This is a genomic window from Neisseria weixii, from assembly GCF_042658245.1.
Taxonomy (GTDB): Bacteria; Pseudomonadota; Gammaproteobacteria; order Burkholderiales; family Neisseriaceae; genus Neisseria; species Neisseria weixii.
Window position 1 is genome coordinate 220,030 of sequence record NZ_JBHSPY010000001.1, and the last position, 15,511, is coordinate 235,540.

The window sequence follows — 15,511 nt, forward strand, 5'->3', positions numbered from 1 at the left end:
CTAAAACCAAACAGCCGTCATTCCCGCGCAGGCGGGAATCCATCTTAAAATTTCAGAAACTTATTTTATTCAATAGTTTGTCATGTTCAAAAATGGATTCCCACGCAGGCGGGAATGACGTCGATTCTTTGTGCAGTGGCTTTTCAAGGAGTTTTGCAAAGGTCTCGGCCTTTTCATCAAATGAAGAGCCAGTTCCGACATTGTCTTTAAATAACCTTCCGCTTAAGCTATTCTCATCAAACCGCAATAAAACGCCGTCTGAAACACAATCGTTTCAGACGGCGTATTTTTATCAACTATAAATCTTAGCGCCCTGCTGCACAAATTCCACCGCTTTTTCCTGCATACCCTGCTGTGCGGCAGCATAGTCGCGCACTTCCTGCGTGATTTTCATCGAGCAGAATTTGGGGCCGCACATTGAGCAGAAATGCGCGGTTTTGGCGCCTTCGGCCGGCAGGGTGGCATCATGGAAACTTTCGGCGCGTTCGGGGTCGAGGCTTAGGCGGAACTGGTCGCGCCAGCGGAATTCGAAGCACGCTTTTGATAAGGCATTGTCTCTCAGTTGCGCGCCCGGCCAGCCTTTGGCCAAATCGGCGGCATGGGCGGCGAGCTTGTAGGTGATGATGCCGGTGCGCACGTCTTCTTTATCGGGCAGGCCCAAATGTTCTTTGGGGGTAACGTAGCAGAGCATGGCCGTGCCGTACCAGCCGATATTGGCTGCGCCGATGCCGGAAGTGATGTGGTCGTAGCCCGGCGCGATGTCGGTAACCAAGGGGCCGAGCGTGTAGAACGGCGCTTCGAAACAGTGTTGCAGCTCTTCTTCCATATTGGCGCGAATGCGTTGCAGTGGCACATGGCCGGGGCCTTCGATCATCACCTGCACATCGTGCTGCCAGGCTTTGGCGGTCAATTCACCCAAGGTGTGCAATTCGCCAAACTGCGCCGCATCGTTGGCATCGGCCATGCAGCCGGGGCGCAGGCCGTCGCCCAAGCTGAACGACACGTCATAAGCCTTCATGATTTCGCAGATTTCGTCGAAACGGGTGTAGAGAAAGTTTTCCCGATGGTGCGCCAAATACCATTTGGCCATAATCGAGCCGCCGCGCGACACAATGCCGGTAAGCCGATCGGCGGTAAGCGGCACATAACGCAGCAGCACGCCGGCATGGATGGTGAAATATTCCACGCCCTGTTCGGCCTGTTCGATCAAGGTGTCGCGGAACAAATTCCAAGTCAAATCTTCGGCAATGCCGCCGGTTTTCTCCAAGGCCTGATAAATCGGCACGGTGCCGATGGGCACGGGCGCGTTGCGTGTAATCCATTCGCGTGTTTCGTGGATGTGTGCGCCGGTGGACAAATCCATAATCGTGTCGGCGCCCCAACGCAGCGCCCAAACCATTTTTTCCACTTCTTCGGTGAGGCTGGAGGTTACCGCCGAATTGCCCAGATTGCCGTTGATTTTCACCCGGAAATTGCGGCCGATAATCATCGGTTACAGCTCGGGGTGGTTGATGTTGGCGGGAATAATGGCACGGCCGGCGGCCACTTCGCGGCGCACGAATTCGGGGGTGATTTGGTCGGGATGGGTGGGAATTTGTGCGCCCAAGGCTTCGCCGGCGTGTTGTTTGATTAATTTGGCGTATTCAGGCCGTCTGAACAGCTCGTCCATTTTCATCTGCTCGCGCAGGGCAACAAACTCCATTTCCGGCGTGATGATGCCTTGGCGGGCATAGTGCATCTGGGTCACGTTGCGGCCGGCTTTGGCGCGGCGCGGGCGGGTGATTTGGTTGAAACGCAAATGGGCGGTTTTCGGATCGTGCGCGCGCTCCTTGCCGTATTTGCTGGAGAGACCGCTCAAGATTTCGCTGTCGCGGCGTTCGTCTATCCACGCGCTGCGGATGTGCGGCAGGCCTTGTTTCAAATCGATTTCGGCGTTCGGATCGCCGTAGGCCCGCTGGTGTCGTAAACGGGAATCGGCGGGTTGACCTCGCGTCCGTGTTCGGTTACCGTGTCGTCTTGGCCGATCTCGTGTAAGGGCACGCGCATATCGGGGCGGCTGCCCGAAAGATAGATTTTGCGTGAGTTGGGGTAGGCAAACTGAATACCAAAATCGTGGGAAAGCTGGTCGAGTTGGTCGGCTTCATTGCCATTGGTTTTGAGTGCCATAAAAAATGCTCCTGTTTCTCGTTTAGAATAAAACGAAACAGGAGCGGCGTTTGGGGTTTCAGACGGCCTGATGGATTCAACAAGGCCGTCTGAAAAATAAACTCGCTGAAACTCCCCACGCAGGTATTATCCTGATCGGGTGGTATAAGGGTAATTCTCAGCCGCGCATGGCGCAGCACCCCTGTTTCGGTTAAGGAAAATTAAAGCATAAACGGTGAATATTGTAAATTCTGATTTGTTTGTACTGATACTTTCTAACAAAGATCACAGGCCGCCTGAAAGCATTTCAGACGGCCTGGAGATAGCATTCGGCATTTAAACCAAGTTCGCCAACATCCAGTGCACATAGCGGCTCACGCCTTCTTTGACATCAAAGAAAGATTCATTGTAACCGGCTGCACGCAGTTTGCTGATATCGGCTTGGGTAAAGCTCTGGTATTTGCCTTTTAACGCGTCGGGAAACGGAATGTAGCGAATCAATTCTTCTTTCACTAATTCGTCCAAGCTCATTTCCGGCTTGCCTTCGGCAGAGCGGCAGGCATTGACGGTGGCGGCGGCCAAGTCGTTAAACTGCTGGCTGCGGCCTGTGCCTAAGTTGAAAATGCCCGACAATTCAGGATTATCGAAGAAGAACAGATTCACTTTCGCCACGTCTTCCACGCTGACGAAATCGCGGGTCTGCTCGCCGTTGCCGTAACCATCATTGGCGCCGAACAGATTCACATAGCCGTTTTCACGGTATTGGTTGAAATGATGGAAAGCCACCGAAGCCATGCGGCCTTTGTGCTGCTCCATTTGGCCGTAAACATTGAAATAGCGGAAGCCCACTACTTGCGCGGTCAAGCCCTCTTCCATGCGGCGGCGCAATACTTGGTCGAACAGAAATTTTGAATAGCCGTACACATTCAGCGGTTTTTCCAATTCGCGCTCTTCGCGGAAAATCTCGCCCTTGCCGTACACCGCCGCGCTGGACGCATAGAGGAACGGAATATGCTCATCTTGACACCAATCCAGCAAATCCAGCGTATATTGATAGTTGTTGTCCATCATATACAGGCCGTCGTGGTTCATGGTATCGGAACACGCGCCTTGGTGGAACACAGCTTCAATATCATCATAAGGCAAGGCATGTCCGCGCACTTGGCGGATAAATTCGTGTTTGTCGAGATAATGGCTGATTTCGCATTCGGCCAGATTTTTGAATTTTTCGCCGCGCGTCAGGTTATCCACCGCCACGATGTCGGTGATGCCGCGTGCATTCAGCGCTTTGACAATGTTGCTGCCGATAAAGCCGGCCGCGCCGGTTACGATGATGGTCATAACAATTCCTTTTGTTTTTCAGACAGCCTATTGAATCAAGGCCGTCTGAATCGTTGAATATTCGATGTTTATTGGTCGGCCAACGCGGTTTGCAATTCATCAAACGAGCAAACCGCCGTCCCCAATTTCGCCACCACCACACCGGCGGCGGTATTGGCCAAATGCATGGATTCGGGCATGGTAAAACCGGCCGCCATCGCCAAGCCCATGCCGGCAATCACGGTGTCGCCCGCGCCGGAAACGTCATAGACTTCCTGCGCACGCGTCGGCTGGTATACCGCTTCGCCGTCGTTAAACAGCGTCATGCCTTCTTCACTGCGGGTCAGCAAAATAGCGGTCAAATCAAGGTGACGGCGCAAGTATTGTGCTTTGTCGGTCAACTCGTCTTCGTTGCGCCAGCTGCCGGCCACTTCTTTCAATTCGCTGCGGTTTGGCGTAATCAAAGTCGCGCCGGCATATTTTTCGTAATCATCGCCTTTCGGGTCAATCAACACGATTTTTCCCGCCTGTTTCGCCCAGTCAATCATGTCGGCGATGTGGGTCAGACCGCCTTTGCCGTAATCAGAAAAAATCACCGCATCGTAATCAGGCAACACTTCCTGATAACGCTCTTTCACCTGTTCCAACACTTCGTGATGCGGTAATTCTTCAAAATCCAAACGAATCAATTGCTGGTTGCGGGCAACCACGCGCAACTTGACCGTAGTGGCGATTTGTCCGTCGCGCATTAAATAAGATTCCACGCCGTCCTGCTGCATAAGCCGGTCGAGCGAATCGGCCGCTTCGTCATGGCCGGTTACCGACAACAATCCGGCCTTACCACCCAAGGAAGCAATATTGCGCGCCACATTGGCCGCCCCGCCAGCACGTTGGTCGATTTGATTGATTTTCGCCACAGGAACCGGTGCTTCAGGCGAAATGCGCGATACGTCGCCGAACCAATAACGGTCGAGCATGACATCGCCCACCACCAGCACGCGGGCTTGGGCAAAACGTTGTTGTACATCTGCTGCTTGGAATTTTTGTACCATATGGAATTCCTGATTTGGGTATACTGCCTGATGGCGTGAATCGTTTTTCGCGCTCACGCCGATATGCTTTTTTCATTCAATGCTATTTGTTTTTCAACCCGCTCTGGTTTTAAGGCCGTCTGAAATTATTCCGTCGGATTGGCCACTCGGTTCACTTCACGCAACACGGCAATCGGGTCAGCGGCTTGCGTCACCGGGCGCCCCATCACCAAATAAGTCGAACCGGCGGTCAGGGCTTCGGTAGGGGTCATGATGCGGCGTTGGTCATCGTTGTTACCGGCAATATCCAAGCGGATGCCCGGTGTTACCAACACAAAATCTTCGCCTAATTCGCGGCGCAACGGCGCGGCTTCCAAAGGCGAACAGACAACACCGTCCAAGCCCGAGCTTTGGGTTAATTTAGCCAAGCGCAACACTTGCTGCTCCGGCTCGATGTCCAAACCGATTTCCGCCATGTCGCTTTGTTCCATACTGGTCAATACGGTCACACCGATCAGCAGCGGTTTTTGCGCATGATTGGCAATGGCTTCGGCCGCGGCTTCCATCATGCGGCGGCCGCCCGAAGCGTGCAAATCAACCATCCACACACCCATATCGGCCGCCACGCGGCAGGCTTGGGCTACGGTATTCGGAATATCGTGGTATTTCAAATCCAAGAATAGTTTAAAGCCTTGGTTAATCAGCTTTTCCGCCAACGGCCGGCCGGTTGCGGTAAACAATTCTTTGCCGATTTTGATTTGACACAGGCCCGGGTCGAGCGTGCGCACAAAATTCAGCGTACCGGCTTCGTTGGCAAAATCCAAGGCCACTATTACCGGCGTACGGGTTTGCGGCAGGTGAAAATCAGTGATTAACGGGTTCATTATGATTCCTATCAAAGCAAGCCGAACGGCGGAATCCGCACCAGCCTTTATCATCAGTTCATCTGGATTTTAACAGTTTTTCCATACAAAAAGGCCGTCTGAAAAAATTTTTTCAGACGGCCTTTTTATCTTTATCATGGGTACAAAATTATTTACCCAATTCAGTCAATACTTGCTCTTTTACCGCCTCAACGGCTTGGGTGCCGTCAACTTTGATGTATTTCGGCGCGTGTTCGCCTTCCAGTTTGCTGTAAAAATCCACCAGCACTTCGGTTTGCTCGTGGTACACATCCAAGCGTTTTTTCACGGTTTCTTCTTTGTCGTCATCACGTTGGATCAAATCTTCGCCGGTCACGTCGTCTTTGCCTTCGGTTTTCGGCGGATTGTAAGCAACATGGTAAGTACGGCCTGACGGCAAATGCACACGGCGGCCGCTCATGCGGTCGACAATCACACTGTCGGGTACGTCGATTTCTACTACCGCATCCAAATCCACGCCGGCTTCAACCATGGCTTCGGCTTGCGCCAAGGTACGTGGAAAACCGTCGAACAGGAAACCGTCTTTGCAGTCATCTTGGGCGATGCGCTCTTTAACCATGCCGATGATGATGTCGTCGCGCACCAGACCACCCTCGTCGATGATTTTTTTCGCTTCCAAACCCAGCGGCGTGCCGGCTTTGATGGCGGCGCGCAACATGTCGCCCGTGGAAATTTGCGGAATGCCGAAAGCGGCGGTGATAAATTGCGCCTGCGTGCCTTTACCTGCGCCTGGTGCACCCAACAATAATACTTTCATGGTTTGTCCTCTGTTTGTGTTAATGATTTTTACATTACTATCATAATACTTTACACGCCGTCTGAAAAGGTTTGCGGCAAGCGCACGGTTTTCAGAATGGCCTGAGACCTTTGCAAAACCCTAGATTCGAGTGCAGTTCAAAGTTGTCGCGGCACAGAAAGCGAAGACATATCACGAAGATAGGTAAGCTTTCGGGCAGCGTGCAACGAAGAAATGTGCCAAAGGTGGGGATTTTGCAAAGATCTCGGCCTGTATGTATTTATGCTTGAAACGCCTGCAGCACACGCTCTAAATCCTCTTGCGTATCCACGCCGGCGGCCGGTGCATGTGAGGTGACTTCCACCGCAATGGGAAAGCCGTGCCACAACACACGCAACTGTTCCAACGATTCAATGGTTTCCAACGGCGACACACTCATCTCGGCATAGCGTTTCAGGAAACCGGCACGGTAGGCATAAATGCCGATGTGGCGCAAAACCGGCGTTTCCTGCGGCAATGCACGCAGATTTTCGCGCATGGTGTCGCGCGGAAACGGAATCGGCGCCCGGCTGAAATACATGGCATTGCGGTTTTTATCCAGCAACACTTTCACCACGTTCGGATTCATAAATTCATCGAAATCGTGCAATTCATGAGCGGCGGTGGCCATTTGCACATTGTTTTCCACCAACACTTCGGCAGTGCGGTTAATCAGCTCCGGCTCGATTAACGGCTCGTCGCCCTGCACGTTCACCACAATCAAATGTTGTGGGAGATTGAGCGTTTTCACCGCTTCGGCCAAACGCGTGCTGCCGCTCTCATGCGTATCCGCAGTCATCACCACTTCCACACCGTGCGCCTCGCAAGCCGCTTGAATATCGGCGTGATCGGTGGCCACCACCACGCGCGCTGCATGGCTTTTGGCGGCCTGTTCTGCCACACGCACCACCATCGGTTTGCCGTGAATATCGGCCAACGCCTTACCCGGCAAACGTGAAGACGACAAACGCGCCGGAATCAACACCACAAATTCGGTCATGCGTGCAATTCCTCTTCGGTTAATTCACGCGCTTCGTTTTGCAGCATATAAGGAATACCGTCACGAATCGGATAAGCCAATTTCGCTTGGCGGCTCCACAATTCCTGCTTGTCTTGATGGTATTCGAGCGGGCCTTTGGTCACGGGGCAGACCAAAATATCTAAGAATTTTTTTTCCATGGTTTCGGCTTTCTTTGGGAAAGTGTTTGGTGGTCGTCCGGCGTATTTGATTCAATCTTAATCAAACCGTTTCGATGACGATTCGATATTCAGACGGCCTAATACAAAATCAGCTAAATCAGGCTCGATTATCGCACAAATAGGCAATACCCACACATGATTTAAAGCATCGGAATCGAGGCCGTCTGAAAGTTTCACCGCATCTTTTTCAGTGATGAACACAAAATCGGCGCGTGGCAAATCCTGCGGCGTGATGGCGGCATGGTCGGGCAATGCGAGCGTTTGTTGCAGTTCAATGCCCAGCGCACGCAAAGAATTAAAAAAGCGCTCGGGCTTGGCAATGCCTGCTGCTGCTGCGGCACGGCTGTTTTTCAGACGGCCTAAATCCAATTTTTCAGACGGCTGGTTCAAGCGGTAAATCTGGCCGGTTTCGATATGGCTGGCAAACATATGCTCAGACGGCCTGAATGCCGGATTCTGCCCACCACTCACCACCACCGCAGCCACCGAAGCCAAACGCGATAAAGGCTCGCGCAAACCGCCGTTGGGCAGCCAATCCAAATCATCGCGCGCGGTATCGGCGAAGGGAAACACCACAATCTCTACATCGCGCTGCAAAGCATAGTGTTGCAGACCGTCATCAGCCACAATGATTTGCACATGCGGATGAGCCGCGAGCAACGCCCGACCGGCCTCCACCCGACGGCTGCCCACCGCCACCGGCGCACCGGTTTGGCGGTACAGCAGCAAAGGCTCGTCGCCGGCTTGCGCGGCGGTGCTGTCTACAGTTAACACATGCACATCTTTTTCCGTCCGCCCATAGCCACGGCTGATGATGCCCACGTTTAGCCCGCGCTGCTGCAAACCCGACACCAGCGCGGACACAATCGGTGTTTTACCCGCGCCGCCTGCGTGGATATTGCCCACAACCACTATCGGCACAGGCAATTTTTCGCTCGGCGTGCGCCCCGCCAAAAAATCCTGCCGCCGCTTGGCCGCAATACGGGCGAACACGGCCGACAGAGGCTTCAGCAAAACACGAAGCCACGGCTTGGGCTGTTGCCAATGTTGTTCGATGATTTGATGCAGCTTGGGCATTCAGACGGCCTTTACTTTTTGTAGGTTATTTTTCCTGTTGTGCCAACAGCAAACTTCTTCTTATCAACCAAAACTTTTATTAGCTTTTCAATTTGCTTATCACTTAACTTTAAAGTTGATTTAAAAGAATTGGTTAACGTCTTGACACTTGCAGGCTTGTTTTTCGCAGATTTATTAAAAAATTCCGCCACCTTCTGCATAATTTTAACGTCTTCTTCTTTGCTGACAATAATACTTTGCGAAGGAATAGGCACAACCAAAGGAAACGGAGGATATTCTATTTTCTGGTCCTTAATTCTCAACATACCTTCCCGCTCACAATATTTCAAAATATCGCTGATTGTGTTTTGGTCAATATCGAAAAATAAAATTTTAGCTTGGTTGGTCAAAACATTTTTTGCGCCTTCCACGCTCTTTACTTTTGATTGAACCAGTTTTTGCGTTAATCTCTCTAAAATATCATTACTGTTCAGATGATATTCCACAAAATTGGTATCTGCATTTTGCGTGATAAATTGCTTATCTTTTAACTTCTGAAGCACCAATGCAACTGCCGCCATTTTTTCTTCGTGATTAAACGGTTGCAAATCTGATGCCAAAATAGTGAGTAAGCGCGTCTGTAAATTACCCATCACGCTGGGCTTGAATGCGTCCGGCCTCATCAACTCAAAGAAAACTTTTTTCGTACACTCTCCGATAAAAGCAGCACGCTTATATGCTTCTACGACAAGCTCTTCCTGAATCATTTTGTTATCGGCATTTTCAGACGGCCTTTCTACTTTCACCCTTTCCAACAATTCAACTTCATTTTTTCGCGCTTCGTCCAATGCTGCCAATCGCACAATCCCTTTGCAGTGTCCCCCATCTTCCAAATGCTCAACCAAAACATCAAAACCACCATCACGCGACAAAATACAAATTAATGCTTCATCATCCTGTTCTGTAATTTTGCCCAAATAATAAGCCAAGTAAAAATCGAGCACATTTTTGCCTGTTTTAGCAACACGAACAAAATGAACATTTTTACCAAAACGGCACAACGCTTCGCACAACTCAACCGATAGGCTCTTTTGCTGCAATTTCCCCAAAAACAACCAAATATGACAGCTTTTATCATCCAATCCGTTTAATTGCTCTGCTTGCGGCTGCACATTTTCAAAATCAATCAAAATATGTTTCATGTTCTTCCCGTATAGTATGTTTTTAGTTCATTACTATAGCATTGAATCGGTATCCTACAAAGGCCGTCTGAAAACCTTTATAATCCCGACTTTCCCCAATCACCAACACCCGCCATGTCCGATTTATTTACTGCCGCTTCCCTATCCGTTTCCGAACTCAATGCGCTGGCCAAAAACCTGCTGGAAGACCATCTTTCCGGCTTATGGATTGCGGGCGAGGTGTCGAATCTCACGCGGGCGGCGAGCGGGCATTATTATTTTTCGTTGAAAGACAGCCGCGCGCAGGTACGTTGTGCGATGTTTAAGGGGGCAGCGGCACGTTTGAGCCAGCCTTTAAAGAAAGGCGATCATATTGAAGTCAGCGGCAAAATCAGTATTTACGAAGCGCGCGGCGAATTTCAGATTACGGTTAATGAAATACGCATGGTCGGTTTGGGGCGTTTGTATGAGGCTTATGAGAAGCTGAAAGCCAAATTGCAGCTTGAAGGCGTGTTTGATTTGGAACGCAAAAAACCGCTGCCCACTCATCCGCAAACCATCGGCATTGTTACCAGCTTGGCGGCGGCGGCTTTGCGTGATGTGGTGTCGACGCTGAAACGCCGTGCGCCGGAAATTCCGGTGATTATTTTTCCGACCGCGGTGCAAGGTGCAGGCAGCGAATTGCAGATTGCCCAAGCGATTCAGACGGCCTCGGCGCGGGCGGAATGCGATGTGTTGATTGTGTGTCGCGGCGGCGGCAGCATTGAAGACTTATGGGCGTTTAACGAAGAGCCGGTAGTGCGGGCGATTGAACGATGTGTAATTCCCGTGGTTAGCGGCGTCGGGCATGAAACTGATTTCACGCTGGCGGATTTTGTCGCTGATGTACGCGCGCCCACGCCGACCGGCGCGGCGGAATTGGTCAGCCCCAACCGTTTGGAATTGCTGCACAAATTGACACAGGCGCAAGGCCGTCTGAAAACGGTGTTGCAGCAGCGTTATTATGATGCCAGTCAAAAAGTGGATTGGCTGGCGCGGCAAATCCGCCACCCGCGCCAAAAATTAAACGAACAGCGTGTGCAGTTGCAGGGTTTGGCGCAGCATTTGCGCTTTGCCATGCAGCAGAACCACCGCTTTAATGCGCAACAATTGTTGCGCCAAACACAGGTTTTGCAGCACTTACGCCCTGATGTTTCACCGCCGAAACGAGAAGTCGTGCAATTTCAGACGGCTTTAACGCAATCGTTTGCCATTTTGCTGAAGCAACGCCGGCAAACCTTGGAAAAGCAATCCGCGCTGTTGGAAGCCGTGTCGCCGCAGCATATTTTGGCACGCGGTTTTTCGGTGGTGAAAAACAGCCGCGGCCAAGTGGTGCGAAGTTCGGCCGGATTGAAACAAGGGCAAAAACTGCATATCGTGTTTGCCGATGGTGAAACCGATGTGCGCGTCACCGGTGAAACGGCGCAACCCGATTTGTTTGATTTTTCGTGACGCCGCTTCCACGCCGGCAAAAATACGAAAACCGCCGATACGCAAGCTGTTCTGTTTGAGAGTTGCCATCATTTGAGAAACAGTATAAGGTATCCCTACTTCAATAATATGCATTCTTACGGAAAAATATGGAAAACATGGAAAATCCCAACCCGATTCCGCCACGCGCGTCTTTACGTCAGAACAGCATTTACCTTTTGCCCAATTCTTTCACGATTGCGGCGCTCTTCGCCGCATTTTACGCCATCACCCAAGCCATGCACGGCCATTACGAAACGGCGGCGATTGCAGTGTTTATTGCTATGCTGCTCGACGGCATGGACGGCCGCGTAGCACGCCTGACCAATTCGCAAAGCGCATTCGGCGAACAGCTCGACAGCCTGGCCGACATGGTCAGCTTCGGCGTGGCACCTGCGTTGATTGCCTATAAATGGCAGCTTTGGCAATTCGGCAAAATCGGCTACTCGGTAGCATTTATCTATTGCGCTTGCGCCGCTTTGCGTTTGGCTTTGTTCAATACCTTAATCGGCAAAGTGGACAAACGCTGGTTTATCGGCATTCCCAGCCCGACTGCCGCTGCGCTGATTGTCGGTCTGATTTGGGTCAACCACAGCGTCGAGCGCTTCCCCGGTGTGCATTGGTGGGCGCTGGGTATTACGCTGTTTGCCGGTTTGTCGATGATTGTACAAATCCCGTTTTGGAGCTTCAAAGAAATCAATATCCGCCGCAAAGTGCCGTTTATGGGCATGGTATTGGCCGTGTTGGTTTTGCTGCTGGTGACATGGGAACCGTCGCTGGTGTTATTCCTGTTCTTCTTTGGCTACAGCCTGTCGGGCTATATTTTGGCGGCGCGCCGTTGGTTACGCAAACGCCGCCACAAAACCGTTTAATGTTTTATGATTAATCTTGATGTAATTCTCGCGCTGCTGGCCGGCGGCTGCGCGGCCGGTTTTTTGGCCGGCTTATTCGGCGTCGGCGGCGGCACGATTATCGTGCCGATTGTTTTGTGGGTATTGCATTTGCAATACGGCGGCGAACACCCTTACGCCCAGCATTTGGCCATTGGTTCGTCATTTGCGGTGATGTTGTTCACCACCTTATCCAGCATTTATGCACAACACAAAAAGCGCTCTATCGACTGGCCGACTGTCGGCAAAATGTCGCCCGGCATGATTGGTGGAGTATTTATCGGCGCGGCTTCGGCCAAATTCATTCCCACTTACGGGCTGCAAATCTTCTTTATCGTCTTCATCACGCTGATTGCCCTGCGTACACTCATGAACAGTAAGGCCGTGCCTTCACGCCGTTTGCCCGGCTTCGCCGGACTTAGCAGCGTAGGCGTGATTTTCGGCACGGCATCAAGCTGGGTCGGTGTGGGCGGTGGTTCATTGTCGGTGCCGTTTTTAATGTATTGCAACATGCCTTCACACCGCGCCATCGGCACATCCAGCGGCCTCGCATGGCCGGTTGCCGTAGCGGGCACAATCGGTTATTTGGCGGCAGGCCGGCAGATTTCCAATTTACCTGAAGGCTCGCTGTGTTTTATCTATTTACCCGCTGTCTTGGTGTTGAGCATAGCCACCATGCTGTTTGCCCCATTGGGTGTAAAGCTTGCGCATAAGCTGTCTGCCGATAAACTGAAAAAAACTTTCGGCGTGCTACTGCTGTTGATTGCACTGCGTATGTTGTGGAAGTTATAAACAACGCAAACTATTTCTGAAACAAAAGGCCGTCTGAAACAGATTCTTTCAGACGGCCTTTTATCGTTGTGTCTAGCTACATAAAAAATACCGCCAAACGCCACACTGCCCACGCAGCCACCAGCAAACCGGCAATGAAGCGCACTTTACGGTTTTGCAGAAAGCTTTTCAATTGCGCAGCAAAGAAGCCCATCGCCAGCAAATTCGGCAGCGTGCCCAACGCAAACGCCAGCATATAGAGGCCGCCATGCCATGCATTGCCGCTTCCTAAGGCATACAAAGACGCACTGTAGACCAAGCCGCAGGGCAGCCAGCCCCACAGCATACCCACGGCAAAACAAGCCGGAACCGAGCGGATAGGCAACAGTTTGTTCAACACAGGATTTAAGCGCTTCCACACCGGCCGCCCCAATCCTTCGATTTTGGTTGCCATGCTGGAAATGCCCGCCAAATAAAGCCCCAGCAGCAGCAACAACACATTTGCCGCCACATACAGGATATTTTGCAGCCACCGTGTTTCATCCAACGAAATCCCGACTTGGCCGACCAAGCCCAAAATCAAACCAATCAGCACATAACTGCCCACACGCCCCAAGTTCAGCAGGATAATCAATCCTGCCCGATTCAGGTTGGGCGGCAGCTGCAATACAAACGCGCTGCTTAAACCGCCGCACATGCCTGCGCAATGGCCACCGCCGAAAAAGCCGAGCAGAAAAAGGGTGAGCAAAGTGATTTCGTTGTTCATGGTGGGGTTGTGGGTAAAGTTTCAGATTGTTATTGTAGCAATAATGAAGACTGGCCGCCCGCATTTGTAAAACAAGGTAATACAAGCCTTGCCCTGCTTGTATTTCGGCGTGTTTCGTATGATTATTGATTTATTCGGATAGCCCGAATTTTTTAAACACATTTAATTTAAAGGAGTGGATTTATGGGTTTGTTCAGCTTTATTAAAAATGCAGGAGAAAAACTGTTTGGCAAAGACGAAAAAGAAGTGGCCGCACAAGCAGCAGCCAACGTCGATGATTTGAACACCAAAGCAGCAGCAGCCATCCAAACGTACATCGAGAAACAAAACTTAGGCCTGACCGGCTTGGCAGTGGCTTTTGACGGCGCCAGCGGTAAAGTTACCTTGAATGGCTCGGCTCCTTCGCAAGAAGCGGCTGAAAAAGCAGTTTTGGCGGCAGGCAACGTAACCGGCGTTTCTGATGTCGACAACAACCTGCAATTCCCTGCCGAAGCAGCAGCGCAATATCACGATGTAGTCAGTGGCGACACTTTGTCTGCCATCGCGAAAAAATACTACGGCGATGCCAACCAATACATGAAAATCTTTGAAGCGAACAAACCAATGTTGAGCCACCCTGATAAAATTTACGTGGGTCAGAAATTGCGTATTCCTGCATAATAAATTGATTTAATGATAAAAGACCGTCTGAAATTTTCTTCAGACGGTCTTTTGTATGGCTATCTAGTCGTTTTGACATAGAAATAAAACAAGGCAACAACGGCCGCCACGTACACCCAACACATGAGTAAGTTGTAACGCTGTATTACATTATTTCTATTTTAAACAATTACATTATTGATGGTGTTGACGGAAATATGCCCATTCTTCCACCACATTGCCATCGGGTAAGTGGCATTCGCCATATTCATTGCCTCGCGCATCTTTTTTGATTACCGGCTTGCCACCCTGCTTCACGCAAAATTCGGCAGCGGGATTAGCCATGCCGACTACCGGCGATTCAGGCTCGTTTTGTTGCGCGCAAGCGGCCAATGCAGCAGCAGTGATGACAGCCATAATTAACGCTTTCAACATTTTATTTCCTTTCCATCATTCAAACAGGCCGTCTGAAAAACATAAAATCATGTAGGCAACTCATTTTTCAGACGGCCTTATTCCACCCGGCGCGGCACTTTTTGAAACAACTGATAAAAGTTTTCCGTGGTATACACGGCCACGTCTTCCACCGCTTCGCCACGCAGCTGGGCGATGAATTCAGCGGTATGGCGCACATAAGCCGGCTCGTTGCGTTTGCCGCGTTTCGGTACCGGCGCAAGGAAAGGCGCATCGGTTTCCACCAGCATTCTATCTTTCGGTACATATTTTGCCGCTTCCTGAATCTGCGACGCGTTTTTAAAGGTTACAATCCCGGAAAACGAAATATACAGCCCCAAATCCAATGCGCCTTTGGCAAAGGCCACGTCTTCGGTGAAGCAGTGAATCACGCCTGAATTGGTTTGAGATTCTTTTAATATGCGCAGCGTATCTTCGCCGGCATCGCGGGTATGCACGATTACCGGCAGACCGGTTTCATTCGCCGCTTGAATATGATCGGCAAAACGCTGATACTGCCAAGCCAAATCGCCTTTGCACCAGTGGTAATCCAAACCGGTTTCCCCAATGCCGACCACTTTCGGATGCTGCGCCTGCGCCACCATTTCGGCTACGGTAAAGTCTTCCGCTTCTTCGCTGTCGGGGTGAACGCCGATGGTGCAGTAAATCTGCTCGTGCGCTTGGGCGATGGCGAACACTTCGTCAAAGCTTTGCTTGCTCACGCTGATGGCGAGCGCTTGCTTGACGTCGTTTTCCGCCATATTGGCCAACACTTCCGGCAGACGGCCGGCCAAGCCTTCAAAATTCAGATGGCAATGTGAATCAATGAGTTGCATAAATAAACCGGCTTAA

General features: G+C 51.1%; 15 protein-coding genes, 1 pseudogene and 1 riboswitch. Of the genes and pseudogenes, 4 read left to right on the forward strand and 12 right to left on the reverse strand.

The genetic code is table 11. The features are described from left to right. Positions 1-292: 292 nt before the first annotated feature. The 9 genes and pseudogenes from thiC to ACFPVS_RS01250 form a co-directional block, all read right to left on the reverse strand. Positions 293-2,166: pseudogene (gene thiC / locus ACFPVS_RS01210) on the reverse strand (phosphomethylpyrimidine synthase ThiC). 95 nt (positions 2,167-2,261) lie between these two features. Further along, positions 2,262-2,359, reverse strand: a riboswitch (TPP riboswitch). A 122-nt stretch (positions 2,360-2,481) separates the two neighbouring features. Further along, positions 2,482-3,486: an ADP-glyceromanno-heptose 6-epimerase gene (rfaD, locus tag ACFPVS_RS01215; protein WP_096294819.1), complete on the reverse strand. Its 1,005-nt coding sequence runs from the start codon at positions 3,484-3,486 to the stop codon at positions 2,482-2,484. A gap of 68 nt (positions 3,487-3,554) precedes the next feature. Next, the gene (rfaE1, locus tag ACFPVS_RS01220; RefSeq protein WP_096294818.1) at positions 3,555-4,517 is read right to left on the reverse strand and encodes a D-glycero-beta-D-manno-heptose-7-phosphate kinase; all 963 of its coding nucleotides are present in this window, start codon (positions 4,515-4,517) and stop codon (positions 3,555-3,557) included. Between the two features lie 125 nt (positions 4,518-4,642). Then, positions 4,643-5,380, reverse strand: a complete 738-nt coding sequence (gene pyrF / locus ACFPVS_RS01225; protein WP_096294817.1) for an orotidine-5'-phosphate decarboxylase — start codon at positions 5,378-5,380, stop codon at positions 4,643-4,645. 148 nt (positions 5,381-5,528) lie between these two features. Then, on the reverse strand, positions 5,529-6,176 hold the full coding sequence (gene adk, locus ACFPVS_RS01230) for an adenylate kinase (RefSeq protein WP_096294816.1): 648 nt from the start codon (positions 6,174-6,176) through the stop codon (positions 5,529-5,531). Between the two features lie 259 nt (positions 6,177-6,435). Further along, positions 6,436-7,194: a 3-deoxy-manno-octulosonate cytidylyltransferase gene (gene kdsB / locus ACFPVS_RS01235; protein ID WP_096294815.1), complete on the reverse strand. Its 759-nt coding sequence runs from the start codon at positions 7,192-7,194 to the stop codon at positions 6,436-6,438. Then, complete coding sequence (locus ACFPVS_RS01240; RefSeq protein WP_096294814.1) at positions 7,191-7,373, reverse strand: Trm112 family protein; 183 nt, start codon at positions 7,371-7,373, stop codon at positions 7,191-7,193. Before ACFPVS_RS01240 ends, kdsB begins: the two co-directional genes overlap by 4 nt. Before the next feature lie 57 nt (positions 7,374-7,430). Then, positions 7,431-8,471: a tetraacyldisaccharide 4'-kinase gene (gene lpxK, locus ACFPVS_RS01245; RefSeq protein ID WP_096294813.1), complete on the reverse strand. Its 1,041-nt coding sequence runs from the start codon at positions 8,469-8,471 to the stop codon at positions 7,431-7,433. 11 nt (positions 8,472-8,482) lie between these two features. Continuing rightward, positions 8,483-9,652, reverse strand: coding sequence for a PIN domain-containing protein (locus ACFPVS_RS01250; protein WP_378595186.1), 1,170 nt, complete (start codon positions 9,650-9,652; stop codon positions 8,483-8,485). A 114-nt stretch (positions 9,653-9,766) separates the two neighbouring features. Between ACFPVS_RS01250 and xseA the strand changes: the two genes are divergently transcribed. The 3 genes from xseA to ACFPVS_RS01265 all read left to right on the forward strand — a co-directional run bounded on the left by xseA (position 9,767) and on the right by ACFPVS_RS01265 (position 12,822). Further along, the gene (xseA, locus tag ACFPVS_RS01255; protein WP_096294810.1) at positions 9,767-11,122 is read left to right on the forward strand and encodes an exodeoxyribonuclease VII large subunit; all 1,356 of its coding nucleotides are present in this window, start codon (positions 9,767-9,769) and stop codon (positions 11,120-11,122) included. A 137-nt stretch (positions 11,123-11,259) separates the two neighbouring features. Beyond that, positions 11,260-12,012: a CDP-diacylglycerol--serine O-phosphatidyltransferase gene (gene pssA / locus ACFPVS_RS01260; protein WP_378595251.1), complete on the forward strand. Its 753-nt coding sequence runs from the start codon at positions 11,260-11,262 to the stop codon at positions 12,010-12,012. Positions 12,013-12,018: 6 nt separating this feature from the next. Beyond that, entirely contained in the window at positions 12,019-12,822 is an 804-nt protein-coding gene (locus ACFPVS_RS01265; protein ID WP_096294808.1) for a sulfite exporter TauE/SafE family protein, read from the forward strand. 76 nt (positions 12,823-12,898) lie between these two features. Here the strand turns inward: ACFPVS_RS01265 and ACFPVS_RS01270 are convergent, their stop codons facing one another. Then, positions 12,899-13,567: a sulfite exporter TauE/SafE family protein gene (locus ACFPVS_RS01270; protein ID WP_096294807.1), complete on the reverse strand. Its 669-nt coding sequence runs from the start codon at positions 13,565-13,567 to the stop codon at positions 12,899-12,901. Positions 13,568-13,750: 183 nt separating this feature from the next. Here ACFPVS_RS01270 and lysM point away from each other — a divergent pair, with 183 nt between their 5' ends. Then, complete coding sequence (gene lysM, locus ACFPVS_RS01275; protein WP_096294806.1) at positions 13,751-14,227, forward strand: peptidoglycan-binding protein LysM; 477 nt, start codon at positions 13,751-13,753, stop codon at positions 14,225-14,227. A gap of 174 nt (positions 14,228-14,401) precedes the next feature. On the opposite strand, the gene ACFPVS_RS01280 is transcribed toward lysM, so the two are convergent. Beyond that, positions 14,402-14,641, reverse strand: a complete 240-nt coding sequence (locus ACFPVS_RS01280) for a putative hemolysin (RefSeq protein ID WP_096294805.1) — start codon at positions 14,639-14,641, stop codon at positions 14,402-14,404. A gap of 77 nt (positions 14,642-14,718) precedes the next feature. Further along, on the reverse strand, positions 14,719-15,495 hold the full coding sequence (locus ACFPVS_RS01285; protein WP_096294804.1) for a TatD family hydrolase: 777 nt from the start codon (positions 15,493-15,495) through the stop codon (positions 14,719-14,721). Between the last annotated feature and the right edge of the window lie 16 nt (positions 15,496-15,511).